The organism is Fulvivirga kasyanovii (assembly GCF_009711405.1).
GTDB classification, from domain to species: Bacteria; Bacteroidota; Bacteroidia; order Cytophagales; family Cyclobacteriaceae; genus Fulvivirga; species Fulvivirga kasyanovii.
The window spans coordinates 17,958-36,360 of sequence record NZ_SMLW01000652.1; the positions used below are offsets into that span (position 1 = coordinate 17,958).

Annotated in this window: 11 protein-coding genes; all 11 read left to right on the plus strand. The window is 45.7% G+C overall.

Features of this window, described 5'->3' with window-relative positions:
• Positions 1-134: 134 nt before the first annotated feature.
• Positions 135-1,580 (plus strand): sugar MFS transporter, encoded by a 1,446-nt coding sequence (locus E1163_RS24255; RefSeq protein ID WP_221418075.1) that lies wholly within the window; start codon positions 135-137, stop codon positions 1,578-1,580.
• Entirely contained in the window at positions 1,577-2,578 is a 1,002-nt protein-coding gene (locus E1163_RS24260) for an ROK family protein (RefSeq protein WP_155175225.1), read from the plus strand. The genes E1163_RS24255 and E1163_RS24260 overlap by 4 nt, the downstream gene beginning before the upstream one ends.
• A complete protein-coding gene (locus E1163_RS24265; protein ID WP_155175228.1) occupies positions 2,572-4,914 on the plus strand; it encodes a GH92 family glycosyl hydrolase in 2,343 nt (780 codons plus the stop codon). Before E1163_RS24260 ends, E1163_RS24265 begins: the two co-directional genes overlap by 7 nt.
• Positions 4,895-6,829 carry a glucosamine-6-phosphate deaminase gene (gene nagB, locus E1163_RS24270; RefSeq protein WP_155175229.1) on the plus strand — a complete coding sequence of 645 codons (1,935 nt, stop codon included), beginning with the start codon at positions 4,895-4,897 and terminating at the stop codon, positions 6,827-6,829. Before E1163_RS24265 ends, nagB begins: the two co-directional genes overlap by 20 nt.
• Before the next feature lie 20 nt (positions 6,830-6,849).
• Positions 6,850-7,821 (plus strand): isoaspartyl peptidase/L-asparaginase family protein, encoded by a 972-nt coding sequence (locus E1163_RS24275; protein WP_155175230.1) that lies wholly within the window; start codon positions 6,850-6,852, stop codon positions 7,819-7,821.
• A 35-nt stretch (positions 7,822-7,856) separates the two neighbouring features.
• Positions 7,857-10,397: a glycosyl hydrolase 2 galactose-binding domain-containing protein gene (locus tag E1163_RS24280; RefSeq protein WP_155175232.1), complete on the plus strand. Its 2,541-nt coding sequence runs from the start codon at positions 7,857-7,859 to the stop codon at positions 10,395-10,397.
• Positions 10,394-12,184 carry a sodium:solute symporter family protein gene (locus E1163_RS24285; RefSeq protein WP_155175234.1) on the plus strand — a complete coding sequence of 597 codons (1,791 nt, stop codon included), beginning with the start codon at positions 10,394-10,396 and terminating at the stop codon, positions 12,182-12,184. Before E1163_RS24280 ends, E1163_RS24285 begins: the two co-directional genes overlap by 4 nt.
• A gap of 3 nt (positions 12,185-12,187) precedes the next feature.
• Positions 12,188-13,966: an alpha-L-fucosidase gene (locus E1163_RS24290; protein WP_155175236.1), complete on the plus strand. Its 1,779-nt coding sequence runs from the start codon at positions 12,188-12,190 to the stop codon at positions 13,964-13,966.
• Entirely contained in the window at positions 13,963-16,293 is a 2,331-nt protein-coding gene (locus E1163_RS24295; protein ID WP_155175239.1) for a beta-N-acetylhexosaminidase, read from the plus strand. Before E1163_RS24290 ends, E1163_RS24295 begins: the two co-directional genes overlap by 4 nt.
• 86 nt (positions 16,294-16,379) lie before the next feature.
• Positions 16,380-17,894, plus strand: coding sequence for a rhomboid family intramembrane serine protease (locus tag E1163_RS24300; RefSeq protein ID WP_221418076.1), 1,515 nt, complete (start codon positions 16,380-16,382; stop codon positions 17,892-17,894).
• Between the two features lie 128 nt (positions 17,895-18,022).
• On the plus strand, positions 18,023-18,403 hold a 381-nt coding region (locus E1163_RS24305; RefSeq protein ID WP_425482740.1), incomplete at its 3' end, for a toxin-antitoxin system YwqK family antitoxin.

Below are 18,403 nucleotides of genomic sequence, written 5' to 3' on the forward strand. Positions count from 1 at the left end.
CATGGGCATTGGGTTGGCTTCTCAGAAGTAGCCCGATGTCCGTGTTGATGATTTTTAACATTTAAATGACAACAAATACCTACTTTTAGAAGAGAACAGCACTTTTCTGAATTTTCAAAACACTTCGACAAGGAATGGATAATGTATCGCAGAATGTCAGTGTAAAAACTGATATGGAGACAAAAAGCTATACCGGGCCTTTTGTTACAGTCACTTTTTTGTTTTTTATGTGGGGGTTCATTACCGTAATGAACGATATACTCATCAATACCTTCAAAGGTATATTCGACCTCACCGCCCCGCAACGCGCACTGGTACAGTTCGCGTTCTTTGGGGCATTTTTTATTGTTTCACTCATTTATTTCATCATTTCCTCTTCAAAAGGCCGCGACCCCATCAACAGGATCGGTTATAAAAATGGTATGGCCATAAGCCTGCTGATCTGCGGAGTGGGATGTATTGCATTCTACCCTGCTGCTTTGCTTCATTCTTATACAGCCTTCCTCACCGCCCTTTTTGTGCTCGCTTCTGGTGTCACCTGTCTGCAAATATGTGCCAACCCGTATGCGACTATTTTGGGAAAACCTGAAAGCGCCTCAAGCAGGCTCAACCTGGCCCAGGGATTGAATTCCCTGGGAACTACCGTAGGGCCGATTGTAGGTACTATTTTAATTTATCAGGTGTTTTCTTCCGGTGAGCTTACCGTGAATTCCGTGGCCAACACCTACCTGGTCTACGGGCTGGTGTTCATCGGCTTTAGTGTGCTCACCTTTATGAGTAAAATGCCTGCCTTCAAAAATGAAGATACCATAGAACCCGGACTGGGAGTATTGAAAAACAGGCACCTGGCTTTGGGAATAATCGCCATTGCGTTTTACGTAGGCTCAGAGGTGGCCGTGGGTAGCTGGATTGTCGAGTTTTTAAAAGAAGATCATATCGGAGCGCTGGGCGAAGCTGATGCCAGCTATTTCCTGTCCTACTTTTGGGGCGGACTTATGCTTGGCCGCCTGATTGCCAGCACCTCACTCAATGCAGAAATATCGCGTTATCAGAAACTGATCAGAATGCTGGTTACTGCTTTTGGAGTGTTCTTCCTTATTTATGTGGTTACCGGCATCAAGTATGAAGGTGGAGGCTTTGTGTTTTTACCACTGGATTTCAGCTATATTTTACTTTATCTTGTATTAATAGCCATAAATTTTCTGGCTTTTACCATCACTTTTAACAATCCAGCAAAGGCATTGGTAGTGTTCAGTTCTATTAATGCACTGCTGCTACTCTTAGCCATAACCTCTTCCGGAAAAATCGCCTTCTGGAGCATCATCGGTACAGGATTGTTTTTCTCTATAGGCTGGTCAAACATATTTTCACTGGCCATTAAAGGACTTGGAAAATTTACCAGCCAGGGATCATCCTTGCTCATTATGGCTATTGTTGGAGGAGCCATCCTTCCGGGAGTACAAAGCTTTGTGATCCAGTCACATGGTGTACAGTTGTCATTCATCATACCATTGTTGGGTATGGTCTATTTAATTTTTTACGGAGCCAAAGGGCATCAGGTAACTAAAAAAGGATCATGAAAGAATTAGTAGCAGGAATAGATATAGGAGGTACAGGTACCAAGTTTGGCCTTACTGACCGGGAAGGTAATGTATTGAGTTCAAGCCAGATCAGCAGTACGAGCCAGGAGAGCTTTGAGGAGTACCTTGAAGAGCTGCATGCAGGCCTGGAAAGCTGTTTAGCAGAACTGAATGCAACGAACAATGGATATAAAATAGTTGGGATAGGAGTAGGAGCGCCCAATGGCAATTATTATAAAGGCACTATAGATGATGCGCCTAACTTGCGCTGGCGAGGTGTTTTGACCTTTGTAGAAGCCTTTAAGCAATATTATGATGTTCCCATAATACTGACCAACGATGCCAATGCAGCAGCACTTGGAGAGATGCTCTTTGGAGGAGCAAAAGGGCTAAAAGATTTTGTCGTGATCACTTTGGGTACCGGCTTAGGCAGCGGGTTTGTGGTCAATGGTGAATTGCTATATGGCTATGATGGCTTTGCCGGAGAAGTAGGTCATACCATTGTAGATGTCAATGGCCGTGAATGCGGATGTGGAAGACAGGGATGCCTGGAAACCTACGTTTCTGCTCCTGGTTTGGTACGTACGGTTCAGGAGCTGCTGGGGAGATCCGTGGCAAAGTCGGCCCTGAGAAAAGTAAGCTTTGAAGATATGACTTCAGCACTGATAGCCCAAAAGGCACAGGTAGGTGATGCAATAGCTTTGCGGGCCTTTGATTATACAGCAGAAATACTCGGACTGAAACTGGCCGACCTCGTGGCACACACCAGCCCGGAAACCATATTCCTTTTCGGCGGCCTTGCCAATGCTGGCGACATCCTCTTTGATCCTGTACGCCACTATACCGAAAAATTCATGTTAAACCTGTATAAAGACAGGGTGAAGATCCTTCCGTCAGCCATAGGTGAACAAAATGCTGCCATACTTGGAGCCGCTGCACTCATATGGCACGACTTGAAAAATATTGAATCCAAACATCAAAACCTTTCCATATGCTAAACAGCACATTGAAAATATTTAAAAGGAAAAGCAAATTATGGATATGGCTGCCCCTGGTCATACTTGTGGTAACCGCATGTAGTAAACCAGTAGAGCAGACGGCTGATGAGACAGTCGAAGAAATTCACTACACCCAATATGTAGACCCATTTATAGGTACCGCTGCACACGGCCATACTTACCCGGGAGCAACGGTACCCTTCGGAATGGTGCAGCTCAGCCCTGATAACGGTACTCACGGCTGGGATTGGGTTTCAGGATACAACTATGCAGATAGCGTTATCGTGGGTTTTAGCCATACACACCTCAGTGGCACGGGCATTGGAGACCTGGCAGACGTGCTTTTCATGCCCGTACAGCGGGAAATTCAGATCAACAAAATTGTAGCCACCAGAAAAGATTACGACTACAAATCAGCTTTTTCGCATACCAGGGAAATAGCGAAACCAGGATATTACGGCGTGTATCTTGATGACAACCAGGTAAAGGTGGAGCTTACTGCCACCGAAAGGGTGGGCTTTCACCAGTATACTTTTGATGGCTCAGGCAAGCCGCAAATTGTTATTGATCTGGGCTTTGCGATCAACTGGGACAAACCTGTGGATACACATTTGAAAATAGAGAATGATACCACGCTGGTCGGATATCGAAAGTCAAAAGGATGGGCTGATAATCAGCAACTATATTTTTCAGTTAAATTCTCAGAGCCGGTCACTTCGTACACCATTTATAAGGATGGAGACCCCACTGAAGGCCCGGAAGCGACTTCGCCCAGGCTACTGGCCGTACTTGAATTTGGCGACGGGAGTAAGGTAGTCAGGGCCAAAGTCGGGCTGTCGAGTGCAGATATTACAGGTGCCACCAAAAGCCTTTCAGAAATTGATCACTGGGACTTTCAGCGTACGAGAAAAGAAGCTTCGGATAAATGGGAGGCAGAGTTAAGCAAAATAAAAGTGCAAAGTGAGGATAAAGATGCTCTCGAAACTTTTTACACAGCACTTTATCACACCAGTCTGGCCCCGGTACTTTACTCAGATCTGAAAGGGAAATACAAAGGCGCTGACGGTGAAGTACATCAGGTAGAAGATTATACCAAATACTCAATTTTTTCCCTGTGGGATACCTTCAGGGCGGCCCACCCGCTCTTCACGATCACCCAGCCGGAAAGGGTGAATGACTTTATCAATTCCATGCTGAGTCACTACGACGAGTATGGTCTGCTGCCGGTGTGGGAGCTGACCGGTAACGAGACCAATACCATGACAGGCTACCATGCCATTCCGGTGATTACCGATGCCTGGCTCAAAGGGTTTAGTGGCTTTGATAAAGCCAAGGCGTACGAAGCCATGAAAAAGAGTGCCATGCAGGACATTCGCGGGGTTAATTTTTACAAAGAGTATGGCTATATCCCGGCCAACCTTGAAAACGAATCCGTAACCAAAAACCTGGAGTATGCCTATGATGACTGGTGTATAGCGCAGATCGCCAAACTGATGGACAAGCAGGAAGATTATGAATACTTCATGAAGCGGTCTCAGAGCTATAGACACCTGTATGATGCTACAACCAAATTTATGAGAGGAAAACTGGCGGATGGAACCTGGAAGGAACCCTTTGACCCCAAATACTCCTCGCACCGGGTAGATGCGGAGTATACCGAAGGTAACGCCTGGCAGCATAGCTGGTTTGTACCCCACGATGTGGAAGGGCTGATCAGTTTGATGGGCGGTGAGGAGCCGTTTGTGAAAATGCTCGATTCACTGTTTAGCGAAAGCTCAGAGATCCATGGAGACAATATCTCTGCTGATATTTCCGGTCTTATCGGGCAGTATGCACATGGTAATGAACCAAGCCATCACATTGCATACCTCTACAATTTTGCAGGACAACCCTGGAAAACGCAGAAAACCGTACAAAGAATAACCGGAGAGCTATATAGCAATGATCCCGCTGGCCTTTGCGGTAATGAAGACTGTGGCCAGATGTCGGCATGGTATGTTTTTTCAGCACTGGGCTTTTACCCCGTCAACCCTGCCAACAGCATGTATGTTATAGGAACGCCGATGTTCGAAAATGTAGCCATCAATCTGCCAGACGACAAACAGTTTGAAATTATAGCAGAAGGTCTGGGAGGGAAAAACACCTACGTTCAAACCGTTGAACTCAACGGCCAGCCATTGGAAAGGTCATATATCAAACACGGTGAATTAATGGGTGGAGGTACCCTGAAATTTGTAATGGGTCCCGAAATTAACCGAAAATGGGCCGTAGAAAGTAAGAACTATCCTTATTCAGGACTTGAAAAAGATTTAAAAAATGACACAGAAAACCACTAATGCAAGTCAATTGTCAGGGGATAAAAATATGTTTGAAAAGATCCCCGTCAAGGTTTATGACGACCCCATCGATGCCTCTGCAGCCGTAGCGCAGGAGATAGCCGGGTTGATCAGGGAAAATGATTCAAAGGGGGGTAAGTGCGTGCTGGGCCTGGCAACAGGCTCCACGCCTACCAAAGTTTATGCAGAGCTGGTCAGGCTACACCGTGAAGAAGGCCTCAGCTTTAAGAATGTAATTACCTTCAATCTGGATGAGTACTATCCGATAACCCCGGACTCGTTACAGAGCTATGTCAGGTTTATGAATGAGCACCTGTTTGACCACATCGATATACCTGCTGCTAACATTCACATCCCTGACGGTACTCTGCCTGCTGAAGAGGTCGCTGCTTATTGTGTTGAATATGAAAATAAGATTGCTTCCTACGGAGGACTCGACCTGCAAATATTAGGAATAGGGCGAACAGGCCACATTGGGTTCAATGAGCCAGGCTCTACCATTACCAGCAAAACCCGGTTGATCACCCTTGACCATGTTACCAAAGTAGACGCTGCCAGCGACTTTTTCGGGGAAGAGAATGTTCCCCGGAAAGCTATCACTATGGGTGTAGGCACCATCATGGAAGCCAGGCGAATCATCCTCATGGCATGGGGGGAAGGCAAGGCCAGCATCATCAAACGGGCGGTAGAAGGAGAACCCAGCCATGAAGTACCGGCCACATTTCTTCAAAACCACCCTAACGTACTGGCCGTACTGGATACAGCAGCGGGTGATGAGCTCGTAAGGATCGGTCAGCCATGGATGGTGAGTGACTGCACCTGGACGGCTGAGCTGCAAAGAAAAGCTGTGATCAACCTGTGTGCTAAAGTGGATAAACCCATCCTAAAACTTACGGACCGTGACTACAATGACAATGGTCTCAGCGACCTTGTAGCCAACTTTGGGCCGGCCTATGACATCAACATCAGGATATTTAACGAACTGCAGCACACCATCACCGGTTGGCCCGGAGGCAAGCCACATGTAGATGACAGCCACCGCCCTGAGCGCGCCGAACCTGCCAAAAAGCGGGTGCTGATCTTCAGTCCGCACCCGGATGACGATGTCATTTCCATGGGAGGTACCCTGATCCGCCTCCATGATCAGGGGCATGAAGTACATGTAGCTTATCAGACATCAGGCAACATTGCCGTATTTGATGATGACGTGATCAGGTTTGCCGATTTTGTCAGCGACTACCACCAATCTTTTGGGTTTGTGAAAGAAAATGCTGACCGCATGTTTGAGCAGGTGGTTACCCAGATCAGGGACAAGGGGCCGGGAGAGACTGACAGCAAAGAGGTACAAAATATCAAAGGACTGATCAGAAGAGGGGAGGCAAAAGCAGCCTGCCGCTATATCGGTCTGCCCGAGGAGCATATCCACTTTCTCGATATGCCTTTCTACGAAACCGGGTTGGTGAAAAAGAAGCCGCTGGGAGAGGAAGATGTAAACATCATTGTTGACCTGATCACAAAGATAAAACCACACCAGATCTATGCTGCGGGCGACCTTTCAGACCCGCACGGTACACACCGGGTATGCCTGGATGCCATTTTCAGGGCACTTAACATCCTTAAAAAAGAGTCGTGGATGAAAGACTGCTGGGTATGGCTGTACCGGGGCGCCTGGCAGGAGTGGGATATTCACCAGATAGAGATGGCCGTGCCTCTAAGCCCCGGAGAGCTATTGAAGAAAAGAAGAGCTATTTTTAAGCACCAGTCCCAGAAAGACAGACCACTGTTCCCAGGTGCCGACAGCCGTGAGTTCTGGCAGCGTGCCGAGCAGCGGAACCGGGAAACCGCCCACGAATACGACAGGCTCGGCTTGCCGGAGTATGAAGCCATAGAGGCATTTAAGAGATATTTTTATTAGAAGCCACAAAAACCACACACATGAAAAGAAGAGACATCCTTAAAATAGCATCCCTTAGCCTGCCGGCATGGGGCATTTCCCAGAGCCTTTTCGGGAAGGTGCTTCCTGCTCCGCGAAAATCTGCCAAAGGCCCTGTTGTAATATCCACCTGGAACCACGGGCTGATGGCCAATGATGAGGCCTGGAAGGTGCTGGAAAAGAAAGGCAACGCCCTGGACGCGGCGGAAAAAGGTGTGATGATCGTAGAAAATGATCCTGAAAATCAAACCGTAGGCATTGGAGGTTTTCCTGACAGAGATGGCATAGTTACCCTTGATGCCTGCGTCATGAGTAAAGACGGATGTGGTGCCGTAGCCTTTTTACAGGATATCAAAAACCCGGTGGCCGTAGCGCGTAAAGTGATGGAAGAAACGCCACACGTCATGATCGTAGGAGAAGGCGCCAAACAGTTTGCCCTCGCCCAGGGATTTAAGCCGGAAAATTTATTGACGGAGAAAACAGCCAAAGACTATAAAGAATGGCTCAAAACCTCGGAATACAAACCTGTGATCAACATTGAAAACCACGATACCATCGGCTTGCTGGCCATGGATCATAATGGTGATATTTCCGGGGCCTGTACCACCAGCGGTGCAGCCTGGAAAATGCACGGCCGGGTGGGTGATTCACCAATTATAGGTGCAGGGCTTTTTGTAGACAACGAAATCGGCGGGGCATGCGCGACAGGCCTTGGCGAAACCGTGATCAGGTCAGCCGGAAGTGCTATGGTGGTTGAGCTGATGCGCCACGGTTATGAGCCGGCGGAGGCTTGCAAGGAAGTGCTGAAGCGTATTGTGAAAAACGAAAAGGATATCGCCAACATACAGGTCGGCTTTTTGGCACTGCGCAAAGACGGTACCTATGGAGCGTACAGCATCCACAAAGGCTTCACTTATGCAGTCAAAACCCTCGAATTATCAAAATTATTAGACTCACCTGCTGTAAACAGTTAAAAACGTGAGCATACACCTACTAAACAAATAACGAAGTGGCTTTAAAAGTAACGGATAAAAAGAGCGCAAGGGCAAACTTTCGTAATGTTTTAAGTATTAATGAAGGTTGGCAATTTAGAAAGGCTGGTACCACACAATGGTATGATACCACCGTGCCATCCACCAATTTCACCGACCTTCTGAAACATGGCCTGATAGATGACCCCTTTTACAGGGACAACGAAACCAAATTGCAATGGATAGAAAATGAAGATTGGGAATATCAGCTCAACTTTGAGATCAAACCCGAAGACCTGGAATACGATGTTGTTAACCTCGTGTTTGATGGACTGGATACCTACGCAGACGTTTATGTGAATGACATCCTGATATTCAAATCAGACAACATGTTTGTCAAGTGGCAGCATGACTGTAAACAATTATTAAAAGCAGGTTCTAACGAATTAAAACTCTATTTTCATTCCCCAATCAAAGTAACCCGGCCACTCTATGAAAAAGCAGGTTTTACTTACCCTGCCGGGAATGATAAATCTGATGACAAACTCAGTGTTTATTCCCGTAAGGCACCCTATCACTTCGGCTGGGACTGGGGACCGCGATTTGTAACTTCAGGCATTTGGCGCCCCGTGTACCTTGAAGCCTGGAATGATCTGGAGATAGCCGACCTTTATGTTGAGCAAAATGCACTGACAGAGAAAAGGGCAGTGATTACTGCCCATGTAGAGCTTAATGCAGTTGAAGCTCAAAACATTGATTTGCAGCTAACAGCTACATCACCGGAAGGTACAGGCGTTGATGTGAAGAAGGAGCATGTATCGTTGGAGCAAGGTAAAAACAACATTTCGCTCACCGCTACCATCAGTGATCCCCGGCGATGGTGGCCCAATGGCATGGGCGAGCCCGATCTTTACAAGATAAAAGTGAAGGCGCAAAAGTATGGTCAGACTGTCGCCGAAAAGCATTTGAAAGTCGGACTGAGAACGATAGAAGTTATAAACAAACCGGATAGTGATGGAGAAAGCTTCTTTGTTAAAGTCAACGATACCCCTGTTTTCATCAAAGGGGCCAATTACATTCCCTCGGATAGCTTTTTGGATAGGGTCACCTCAGAGAAATACAGGGAAGTTTTCGATAATGCCGTGGAGGCCAACATGAACATGCTTCGCGTGTGGGGAGGAGGCTTCTATGAAAACGATGAATTCTATGATCTGGCTGATGAACGTGGCATCATGATCTGGCAGGATTTCATGTTTGCCTGTAGCATGTATCCCGGAGACGACGCTTTTCTCAAAAATGTCGAAAAAGAGGCCGTTTATAACGTAAAGCGATTGAGAAATCACCCCTCGATAGCTTTGTGGTGTGGCAATAATGAAATTGCTATCGGCTGGGTCTCCTGGGGCTGGCAAAAGGAATTTGGTTATGACAATGTCACGCAGATACTCCTGAAAAAGTATTACAATAACCTGTTCCATAAGCTGCTGCCCAATGTTGTCAAAGCGCTGGACCCTGAAAAATTTTACCTGCCATCTTCCCCGATCAGTGACTGGAAAAAACTGGATGATCTGAAAATCGGCAATAACCATTATTGGGGCGTGTGGCATGGAGAGCTGCCATTCAGCTCTTACAACACCTATGTCCCCAGGTTCATGAGTGAATATGGCTTTCAGTCATTCCCGGATATCGATTCGGTAAAAAAATATACCGAGCAGGAAGACTGGGATTTGATGAGCCCTGTAATGTTGCTACACCAAAAGCACCCCAGAGGCAATGCCCTGATCAAAAAATATATGGAGGAGCACTACAGCCAGCCCAAAAACTTCGAGGCCTTTTTATACCTGAGCCAGTTGCTACAGGCAGAAGGCATTAAAACCGCCATCCATGCCCATCGAAGGAACAAGCCATTCTGTATGGGCACACTTTACTGGCAGCAAAATGACTGCTGGCCGGTGGCCTCATGGTCAAGCGTGGATTACTATGGCCGATGGAAAGCGCTCCAGTTTTTTGTTAAAACCGCCTATCAGGAAATCATAGCCTCTACCATTCAAGAGGATGATCATATTGAGGTCTTTGTCATTTCCGATTCACTTGTGCCTCAAAAAGTTGTTCTCGAAGTAGATGTACTCGACTTCTCAGGAAAGAAAGTTTACGAAGGCAGACACAACCTGAACATTGCCGAGAATAGTAGCAAAGCCGTGTGCAAGACCACGGTTAAGCAGCTAATTGAAGGTAAGGATAAGGCCAGCCACATGCTAACTGCGAGAATCGTGAGGGATGGTGAAGTTATTTATGAAGACAATCACTACTTTGTCGAACCTAAAGCCATCAAATGGGAAAAGCCGGAAATAGAGGCAAAGTTCAGACAAGAGGCAGGAAGGACTGTAATAGAGCTTTCGGCAAATGTGTTGGCCAGGAATGTATGTTTAAAAGCATCTGGGTTTGAAAATAACTTTTCAGATAACTATTTTGACCTGGTTCCCGGCAGAAAGAAAACAGTAACAATAAATACAGACGACCACTCCGGGCTGGAAAAAGACCTGACCGTATATTCACTTTATGATGCCTGTATCGAAATATGAAGCTTGAACTGATAGACGTAGTAATCATTGTTGGCTACCTGGTATTGACCATTGCCCTTGGGTTTTACTTTTCTAAAAAAGCTTCCAAAGACCTGCAAGCCTACTTTTTGGGAGGTAAAACCATTCCCTGGTGGATATTGGGCGTCTCAAATGCTTCCGGTATGTTTGACATCACCGGCACCATGTGGCTGGTGTCTATGTGCTTCGTCTATGGGCTTAAAAGTGCATGGTTGCCATGGATCTGGCCCACGTTCAATCAGATATTCCTGATGGTTTATTTATCCGTCTGGTTGCGCAGGTCCAATGTAATGACCGGTGCCGAATGGTTGGAAAAGCGCTTTGGCAATGGCCGCGGAGCAGAACTTTCCCAATTGGTGGTGGTTATTTTTGCTTTGATCAGTGTAGTGGGGTTTATTGCCTATACCTTTAAAGGAATTGGCAAGTTTTCCCAAACCTTCCTGCCATGGGATCTGGAACCCGATACTTATGCACTTATTCTGATTGGTTTTACCTCGCTCTATGTCATCAAAGGCGGAATGTATAGTGTGGTCATCACCGAGCTTATCCAGTTTGTGATCATGACCATTGCCTCCGTGGCCGTAGGAATTATTGCTATGGACCTCGTGAGTCCCGAAATGCTGGCAGAGCATATCCCGGAAGGCTGGAAAAATGTATTCTTCGGGTCGCACCTTGAACTGGACTGGACGGGCATCATCAATTCTGTCAACACCAAAATCAGTGAAGACGGTTTTACATGGTTCTCATTCTTTGTAATGATGATGCTCTTCAAAGGCGTACTGGTAAGTATGGCAGGCCCCGTGCCTAACTATGATATGCAGAGGATCCTGGCAACCAAAACCGCAAAAGATGCAGCCAAAATGAGCGGCCTGGTGTCGCTGGTGATGTATTTCCCGCGCTACATGCTCGTTACAGGCCTTACCATTCTGGCCATAGTATTTCTCGGTCCAAAGATCAGTACGGAATCAGGCTTTGATTTTGAAATGATCCTGCCTTATTCCATCAATAATTTCATTCCTGTCGGTTTTACAGGGCTGCTGCTGGCAGGGTTAATTGCTGCATTTATGTCAACTTATGCCGCTACCGTCAATGCAGCCCCTGTATATTTTGTTAATGATATCTACAAAAAATACATCAAACCGGATGGAAGCAGAAAACTGTACGTAAGGGCAAGTTACATTGCTTCCTTCGTGATCATCGTGTTGGGTATTTCTTTTGGTTTCATTATTGAATCCATCAATTCCGTAACTCAATGGATATTCGGAGCCCTTTTCGGTGGCTACACCGCAGCCAATCTGCTGAAGTGGTACTGGTGGAGGTTCAACGGCTTTGGCTATTTCTGGGGCATGATGGCCGGTTTGGCAGCTTCACTGATATTGCCTTTTCTGTTTCCTGAGGTTCAGCCGCTTTACGCCTTCCCGTTTATTCTCCTGGTCTCCTTGGTTGGGTCAATAGGAGGTTCCCTGCTCACCAGGCCCGATAATGAAGAAACCCTGATCGACTTCTACAAAAGCGTAAGGCCCTGGGGCTGGTGGGGGCCCGTTAAAAAGATGACCATCGAAAGATACCCTGACTTTCAGCCAAATAAGAATGCAGGCAGGGATGCTTTTAATATCGTGATTGGAATGATCTGGCAGTTTACCCTTGTCGTTATGCCGATCTACCTGGTTATAAGAGAATTGTGGTCGATGCTGATCGCATTTTTGATTTTCGCTGTAGCATCTGTGATCCTAAAGAAAAACTGGCTCGACAAGCTGGAAAATGATTAATGAATGAATAAAGACATTCCCCGATATATCAGAAGATCCATAATTGCCCTGGCCTTCGTGTTGTGCATACTTCCATACCCTAACCAGGCGCAGCAGAAATATACCGATGATTGGCAAACCCTGCGCGAACGCCCATACCCCGAGTGGTTCAAAGAGGCCAAACTTGGCATTTTCATACATTGGGGACTGTATTCTGTGCCTGCGTACTCTGCAAAGAACAGCTACAGCGAATGGTTTTTGAAAGGGTTGCAAAGCGGAGACTCCACACGGACTACATTCATGAAGAAAGCCTATGGTGATAACTTCATTTACAACGACTTTGCACCACTGTTCAAAGCAGAACTGTTTGATGCGGCGCAGTGGGCTGAGCTGTTTAAAGCTTCCGGTGCTCGTTACGTGGTGATGGTTTCCAAACATCACGATGGTTATTGTCTCTGGCCCAGCAAATATGCCAGGAATTGGAACAGTGTAGAAGTAGGCCCAAAGCGTGATATAGTGGGTGAGCTTACCCATGCAGTAAAGTCAGAAGGACTGAAAATGGGGCTTTATTACTCCCTTCCCGAATGGAACCACCCGCTGCACCGCTGGGATACAGACCCTCACCGGAACATCGGGAATTATGTGGAGCAGCATATGATCCCACAGTTTAAAGAGCTGGTCTCTACCTACAAGCCATCACTGATATTTGCTGACGGAGAGTGGTTCAATACCGCGGAAGAATGGCATTCCGCAGAGCTGATCTCCTGGTATTACAATTTGCTGGGAGAGGAGGCCGTGGTGAACAACCGCTGGGGCTCGGGCAGCGACATAGGCTTTTTGACGCCGGAATATAGCGCAGGCCTTGAAGCCATGGAAAGACCATGGGCAGAAGTCAGAAGCCTGAGCAGGTCATTCGGCCTGAACCGGAATGAGGGCCTCAACGACTACATGTCTCCCCGTGAACTCATCCACTTTTTTGCAACTACCGTGGCTAATGGCGGTGGCCTCATCCTCAACGTTGGCCCCGGTGCAGACGGTATGATCCCTTTGCTTCAACAGGAGCGCCTCCTGCAACTGGGCGAATGGCTCAAAATAAACGGTGAAGCCATCTACGGAGCAGAAATGAACAGCAAGACCAGCGAAAAGTATGAAGCAAAACTATCCAGGGTTGAGGCTAATATCAGCTTTGACCTCGTCAGGGATACTCCCGGCCATCCTGTTAAAGAAGACAATTTTACTGCCGTCTGGCAGGGCTACATCGAGCCGGAATATTCCGAAACCTACAGCTTTAGCGCAGAGGCGGATGATGCCATCAAGGTCTGGGTTGATGGAAAGTTGGTCGTGGATACCGAGGCTGATAATGCTTACCCTATAAAGTTGAAAGCCGGAAAAAGATATGCCTTTAAAGCACAATATCATGAAAGTACCCACGATGCCAGCGCGAGGTTGTTCTGGGCCTCTAAGAGTCAGGGAAAAGAGGTGATTCCATCTGATCGTTTTTACCAAAGTGATCAGGGGGATGAGCATGGATTGGCGGCTACCTATTCCTCGGAAAGAGAACGGTTGCTCTATACGCGTAACCATAATAACCTCTACGCCATAGCCCTGGGGTGGCCTGAAAGTGAACTTGCCCTGAAGTTGCCTGAGCCTAAGCCTAATACAAAAATATCCCTCTTAGGAAGGGAAGGGTACCTGCCCTGGCAATATGACCAGGAAACTTTAACAATAGATGTTAGTGAGGTAGGCTATAATGACATACCCGGAAAATACGCATGGACATTTAAAATAGAAGATTATCAATGAAGACACTGACCTACCTTGCTTTGCTAAATATGATCGGCTTTTTAGCATGTAGCCCCATGCAGCAAGATGCTGTCCAACCTCAGCCGCCCGCTATTATTCCTCAGCCTGTTCAGATGGAGGTGATGGACAGGGCCTTTGAATTGTCAGCCAATACAGCAATTGCCTACAGTGAACAGGATGAAAATGCCAAAGTTATAGCCGAAATGCTGAATAACATGCTCCATCCGGTACTGGGACAAAAACTTCAATACGGTGATGATCAGAAGAATGCGATCCGGTTTGTGAAGGACTCATCCATTGAAAACGCTGAAGGCTACAGGTTGAAGGTAGATCAAAAAGGCATTACCCTTTCAGCAAGATCAGGAGCAGGCTATTTTTATGGAGTACAAACCTTACGACAACTATGGGGAAATAGTGACATCAGGCCATCCAACCAAGTAATGATACCGTGGCTGAAAATAAATGACCATCCGCGCTTTGAGTGGAGAGGGATGATGCTGGATGTATCACGCCACTTCTTCCCTAAAGACTTCATTAAAAAGTTCATCGACTACCTGGCTATGAATAAGCTGAACACATTTCACTGGCACCTGGTAGACGATCAGGGATGGAGGATTGAAATAAAAAAGTACCCGCTGCTCACGGAAAAAGGAGCGTGGAGAGTGAACAAGGAGAACCTGCACTGGAACTCCCGGCCCACGCCAGAAGAGGGTGAAGTAGCAGATTTTGGTGGTTTTTATACCCAGGAAGATATCCGGGAAATTGTGAAGTATGCAGCGGAAAGACATGTGACCATTGTGCCTGAGATAGAAATGCCGGCACATGTAAGTGCAGCGATATCTGCCTATCCATGGCTTTCATGCAAACAAGAGCCTATTCCAGTTCCATCCGGAGGCGTCTGGCCGATCACCGATATCTATTGCGCAGGTAACGACAGCACCTTTATGTTTCTGGAAGACGTGCTGACGGAGGTTATGGATTTATTCCCTTCTCAGTACATTCACGTGGGCGGAGATGAAGCCACCAAAACAGCTTGGGAACAGTGCCCTAAATGTCAGCGAAGGATCAAAACCGAAGGGTTGTCAGATGTCCATGAACTGCAGAGCTATTTCATCAGCAGAGTAGAGCAATTCCTTAACGCCAATGGCCGCCGCCTGATCGGTTGGGATGAAATATTGGAAGGAGGGCTGGCCCCAAATGCCACTGTAATGTCATGGAGAGGTATGAATGGAGGGATAGAGGCCGCCAAGAAAGGCCATAAAGCCGTCATGAGTCCGGGTACACATTTGTATTTTGATCACTACCAGGGACAGCAGCAGTTGGAACCACCGGCTTTCGGAGGTTATTCACCCATCAGCCACGTCTATACGTTCGATCCCGCCCCTGATTCCCTCGGAGAAGCTGCCAGCTACATCTTAGGAGGTCAGGCTAACCTGTGGACAGAATATGTACCATCCCCCGAGCATGCAGAATACATGATCTTCCCCCGCATCTATGCACTGGCCGAAGTTTTGTGGACGCCAAAAGAAAAGAAGGATTGGGACAATTTCATTGACCGGGTCAACAGGCACCTTCCCACACTCGACAAGATGGGTGTGAACTATGCCAAAAGCATGAATAACGTAGACATTGTGCCTGTGTTTAACGAAACAGAAAAGACCATCTCCATGAAGATGGAAGCTGAAAACCCTAAAGGTGACATCTATTATACGACCGATGGTTCAGAACCGGATGCTGAAAGTGAAAAGTACGCTTCCCCATTATATCCAGGGCGTACTATGCAAATCAAGGCGGGCTTGTTTCAGGGCGATCAATTGTCCGGAAAAATCTCAACTACCGAAATCTTTATTCATCACGCCTTTGGTATGAGGCCACAGCAGGCTAACCCACCAGCAGAAAAATATTCCGGCAACAACGAATTTGTGCTAACAGATGGCATTCGGGCAAATCTGAACTTTGGAAGCGGCCAATGGCAGGGCTTCAACGGGAAAGACATGGAAGCCATTTTTAGCTTTGATAATCCGGTTACCATTAAAAAAGTCAGAGTTGGTACCCTTCATGATTACGGAAGCTGGATTTTCAGACCCGATCAGGTTACCGTTTATGGCTCTAAAGAAGGCAACATCTATGAGCTACTGGGGAAAACGCAAGCTACACTTCCCGTAACAACAGCAGAAAAGCAAATAGTTGACTTCGATATCCAACTTTCCGGGCAGCAGTTCTCCAAAATAAAAATAGTCGTAGATAACATAGGAACCTGCCCCGAAGGCCACAGCGGCGAAGGGAGTTCTGCCTGGTTATTTTTGGATGAAATTATTATAGAGTGAGTAAGTTGTTTGCTGGGAAAAAGAAATAAACAGTGAATATGTGTAACGTTGCATATATTCAAATGTTGGCTTCCATGGTCCTCTAAATGAAACATTACTCAAAGAAATTTAAACATGTAGCCCCAACCTTCATTGTTGTGACTTTTGGAACGACAATGGCTACGTTACTTTTTAGGTGGGTATTCACGATCAATTCGGAGATTTTATCAATAAAAGAAGATGTCTTTAACATCTGGCTCCCTTTAATTATTCCATGGATTCCGATAACAATTTGGCTTAGACCTAAACTACGAATCTTAAAATTTAAAAATGACAATGGATCGTTTCTGTTTCAGATGATGGCCTGGGCAGCTATGGTCGGGATGATGATTGCAGCAAATGGTTATTTGAAAACAGCAACAGGGAAATTATCAGCGGTTCGAACCATTGATATGTTAGAAGAAGATGCAAGGTATCTAACGCTCGAGGAAATTAAACTGAACCGAGATTTTGGAAGTGCTCATACCGAATTTCGTACGAGTGGTAAATACAACGAATATTTGAATTTCGACTCTTATTTCGTTTATCCCTTCCACACATCAAACCAAGAATTTAAGTATTGGTATGGCATAAAATTTCACAAACAGATCGGCAATAAGCTTTCTCCAGAAAAGAAGGAGAGTCTTTATCAGCAGTTCTTCGAACAATCCATTAAAGATTTTGAATCTTATAAATTTTCCAAACCAACTTATTTCGAAATCCTTCCTCATTCAGATGATCGAGAAGGTTTCGAAAGGGCAATTGAGAGATTACAAATTAAAACGCCAGATAAAATAATTGTAATTGAGCCCAGAGAAGGAAGTTATGCCGACCGGAATGGAAACAAACTTGAATGGATTTTTGGATCCTTCGGGATTGGCTTTTGTGTTTTTTTATTCGCACTAATATTTCCGAAATATCATCATGCGGAACACAAACGACAGTTAAAAGGAATAAAACCAAAATCAGATGAACTGATTGACATGCTAAAATTCTTGATCCCAAAAGGTGATCATTATGCAACATCAATCTTGCTTAATTTAAACATTTTGATCTTCCTTCTGATGATATTTTCTGGTGTTCATATTGTTTCACCGAATGGTTTAGAACTTCTTGACTGGGGAGCGAACCGAAGAGCAGAGACTATAGGTGGCGAATGGTGGAGACTTGTGTCTAGCATGTTTTTACATGGAGGAATAATGCATCTATTATTGAATATTTATGGACTCGTCATCGCTGCTCTGTTTGTTGAGCCAATCTTCGGACGAGTCAAATATTCCATCCTTTATTTTGGTTCAGGTATTTGTGGAAGTCTGTCAAGTATTTATTGGTATGAGAATACCATCAGTGTTGGCGCATCAGGAGCTATTTTTGGTCTCTATGGGGCTATTTTGGGACTTTTGCTAACCAGTGCTTTTCCGAAAGATGCCAAGAAAGGAATACTAATGTTCATTGGTCCATATGTTGTCTTAAACTTGCTATTCGGACTAACTGGAGGGATTGACAATGCAGCTCATATCGGAGGCTTTATATCAGGCGCCGTTTTCGGGATATTATTATATTTAATGATAAAAAAGGCGTAAGCTACAAACACTAAATGAATATGCGAACAGAGCAATGTGAAAAAACAACTTCGGTACCCTTGGCAACTGAGGCCACTCATTTTAGTTGCAAGTTACTAGGTGTTAAAAAGAAAAATTGATGCGACAATATGAATAGACTATTAGTTGTTCTGTTAATCATTTCAAAGGCAAATATTTTAAGTGCACAAGCTGACACAACATATTTCTATGAACAAGGATTAAAAGCAATTGGTCAATTTGATATCAAGGGCAAAGAACATGGACTGTGGACAAACTTTTATTTAACTGATACAATTCAGTCTAAAGGAAAATATAACCATGGAATACCAACAGGATTTTGGGCAAATTATGATAGCCTGGGTAGAAAAATTAATGAAGGCTCATATGAAGATGGACTTAAAACAGGTGTATGGAAAGAATGGGATTATTTTCGAAAGGAATATCGTGAAAGCGGCTTTAAAAGGGATACAATTCATGGAAAAACGGCGTGGATTCACTTTGATGGATAT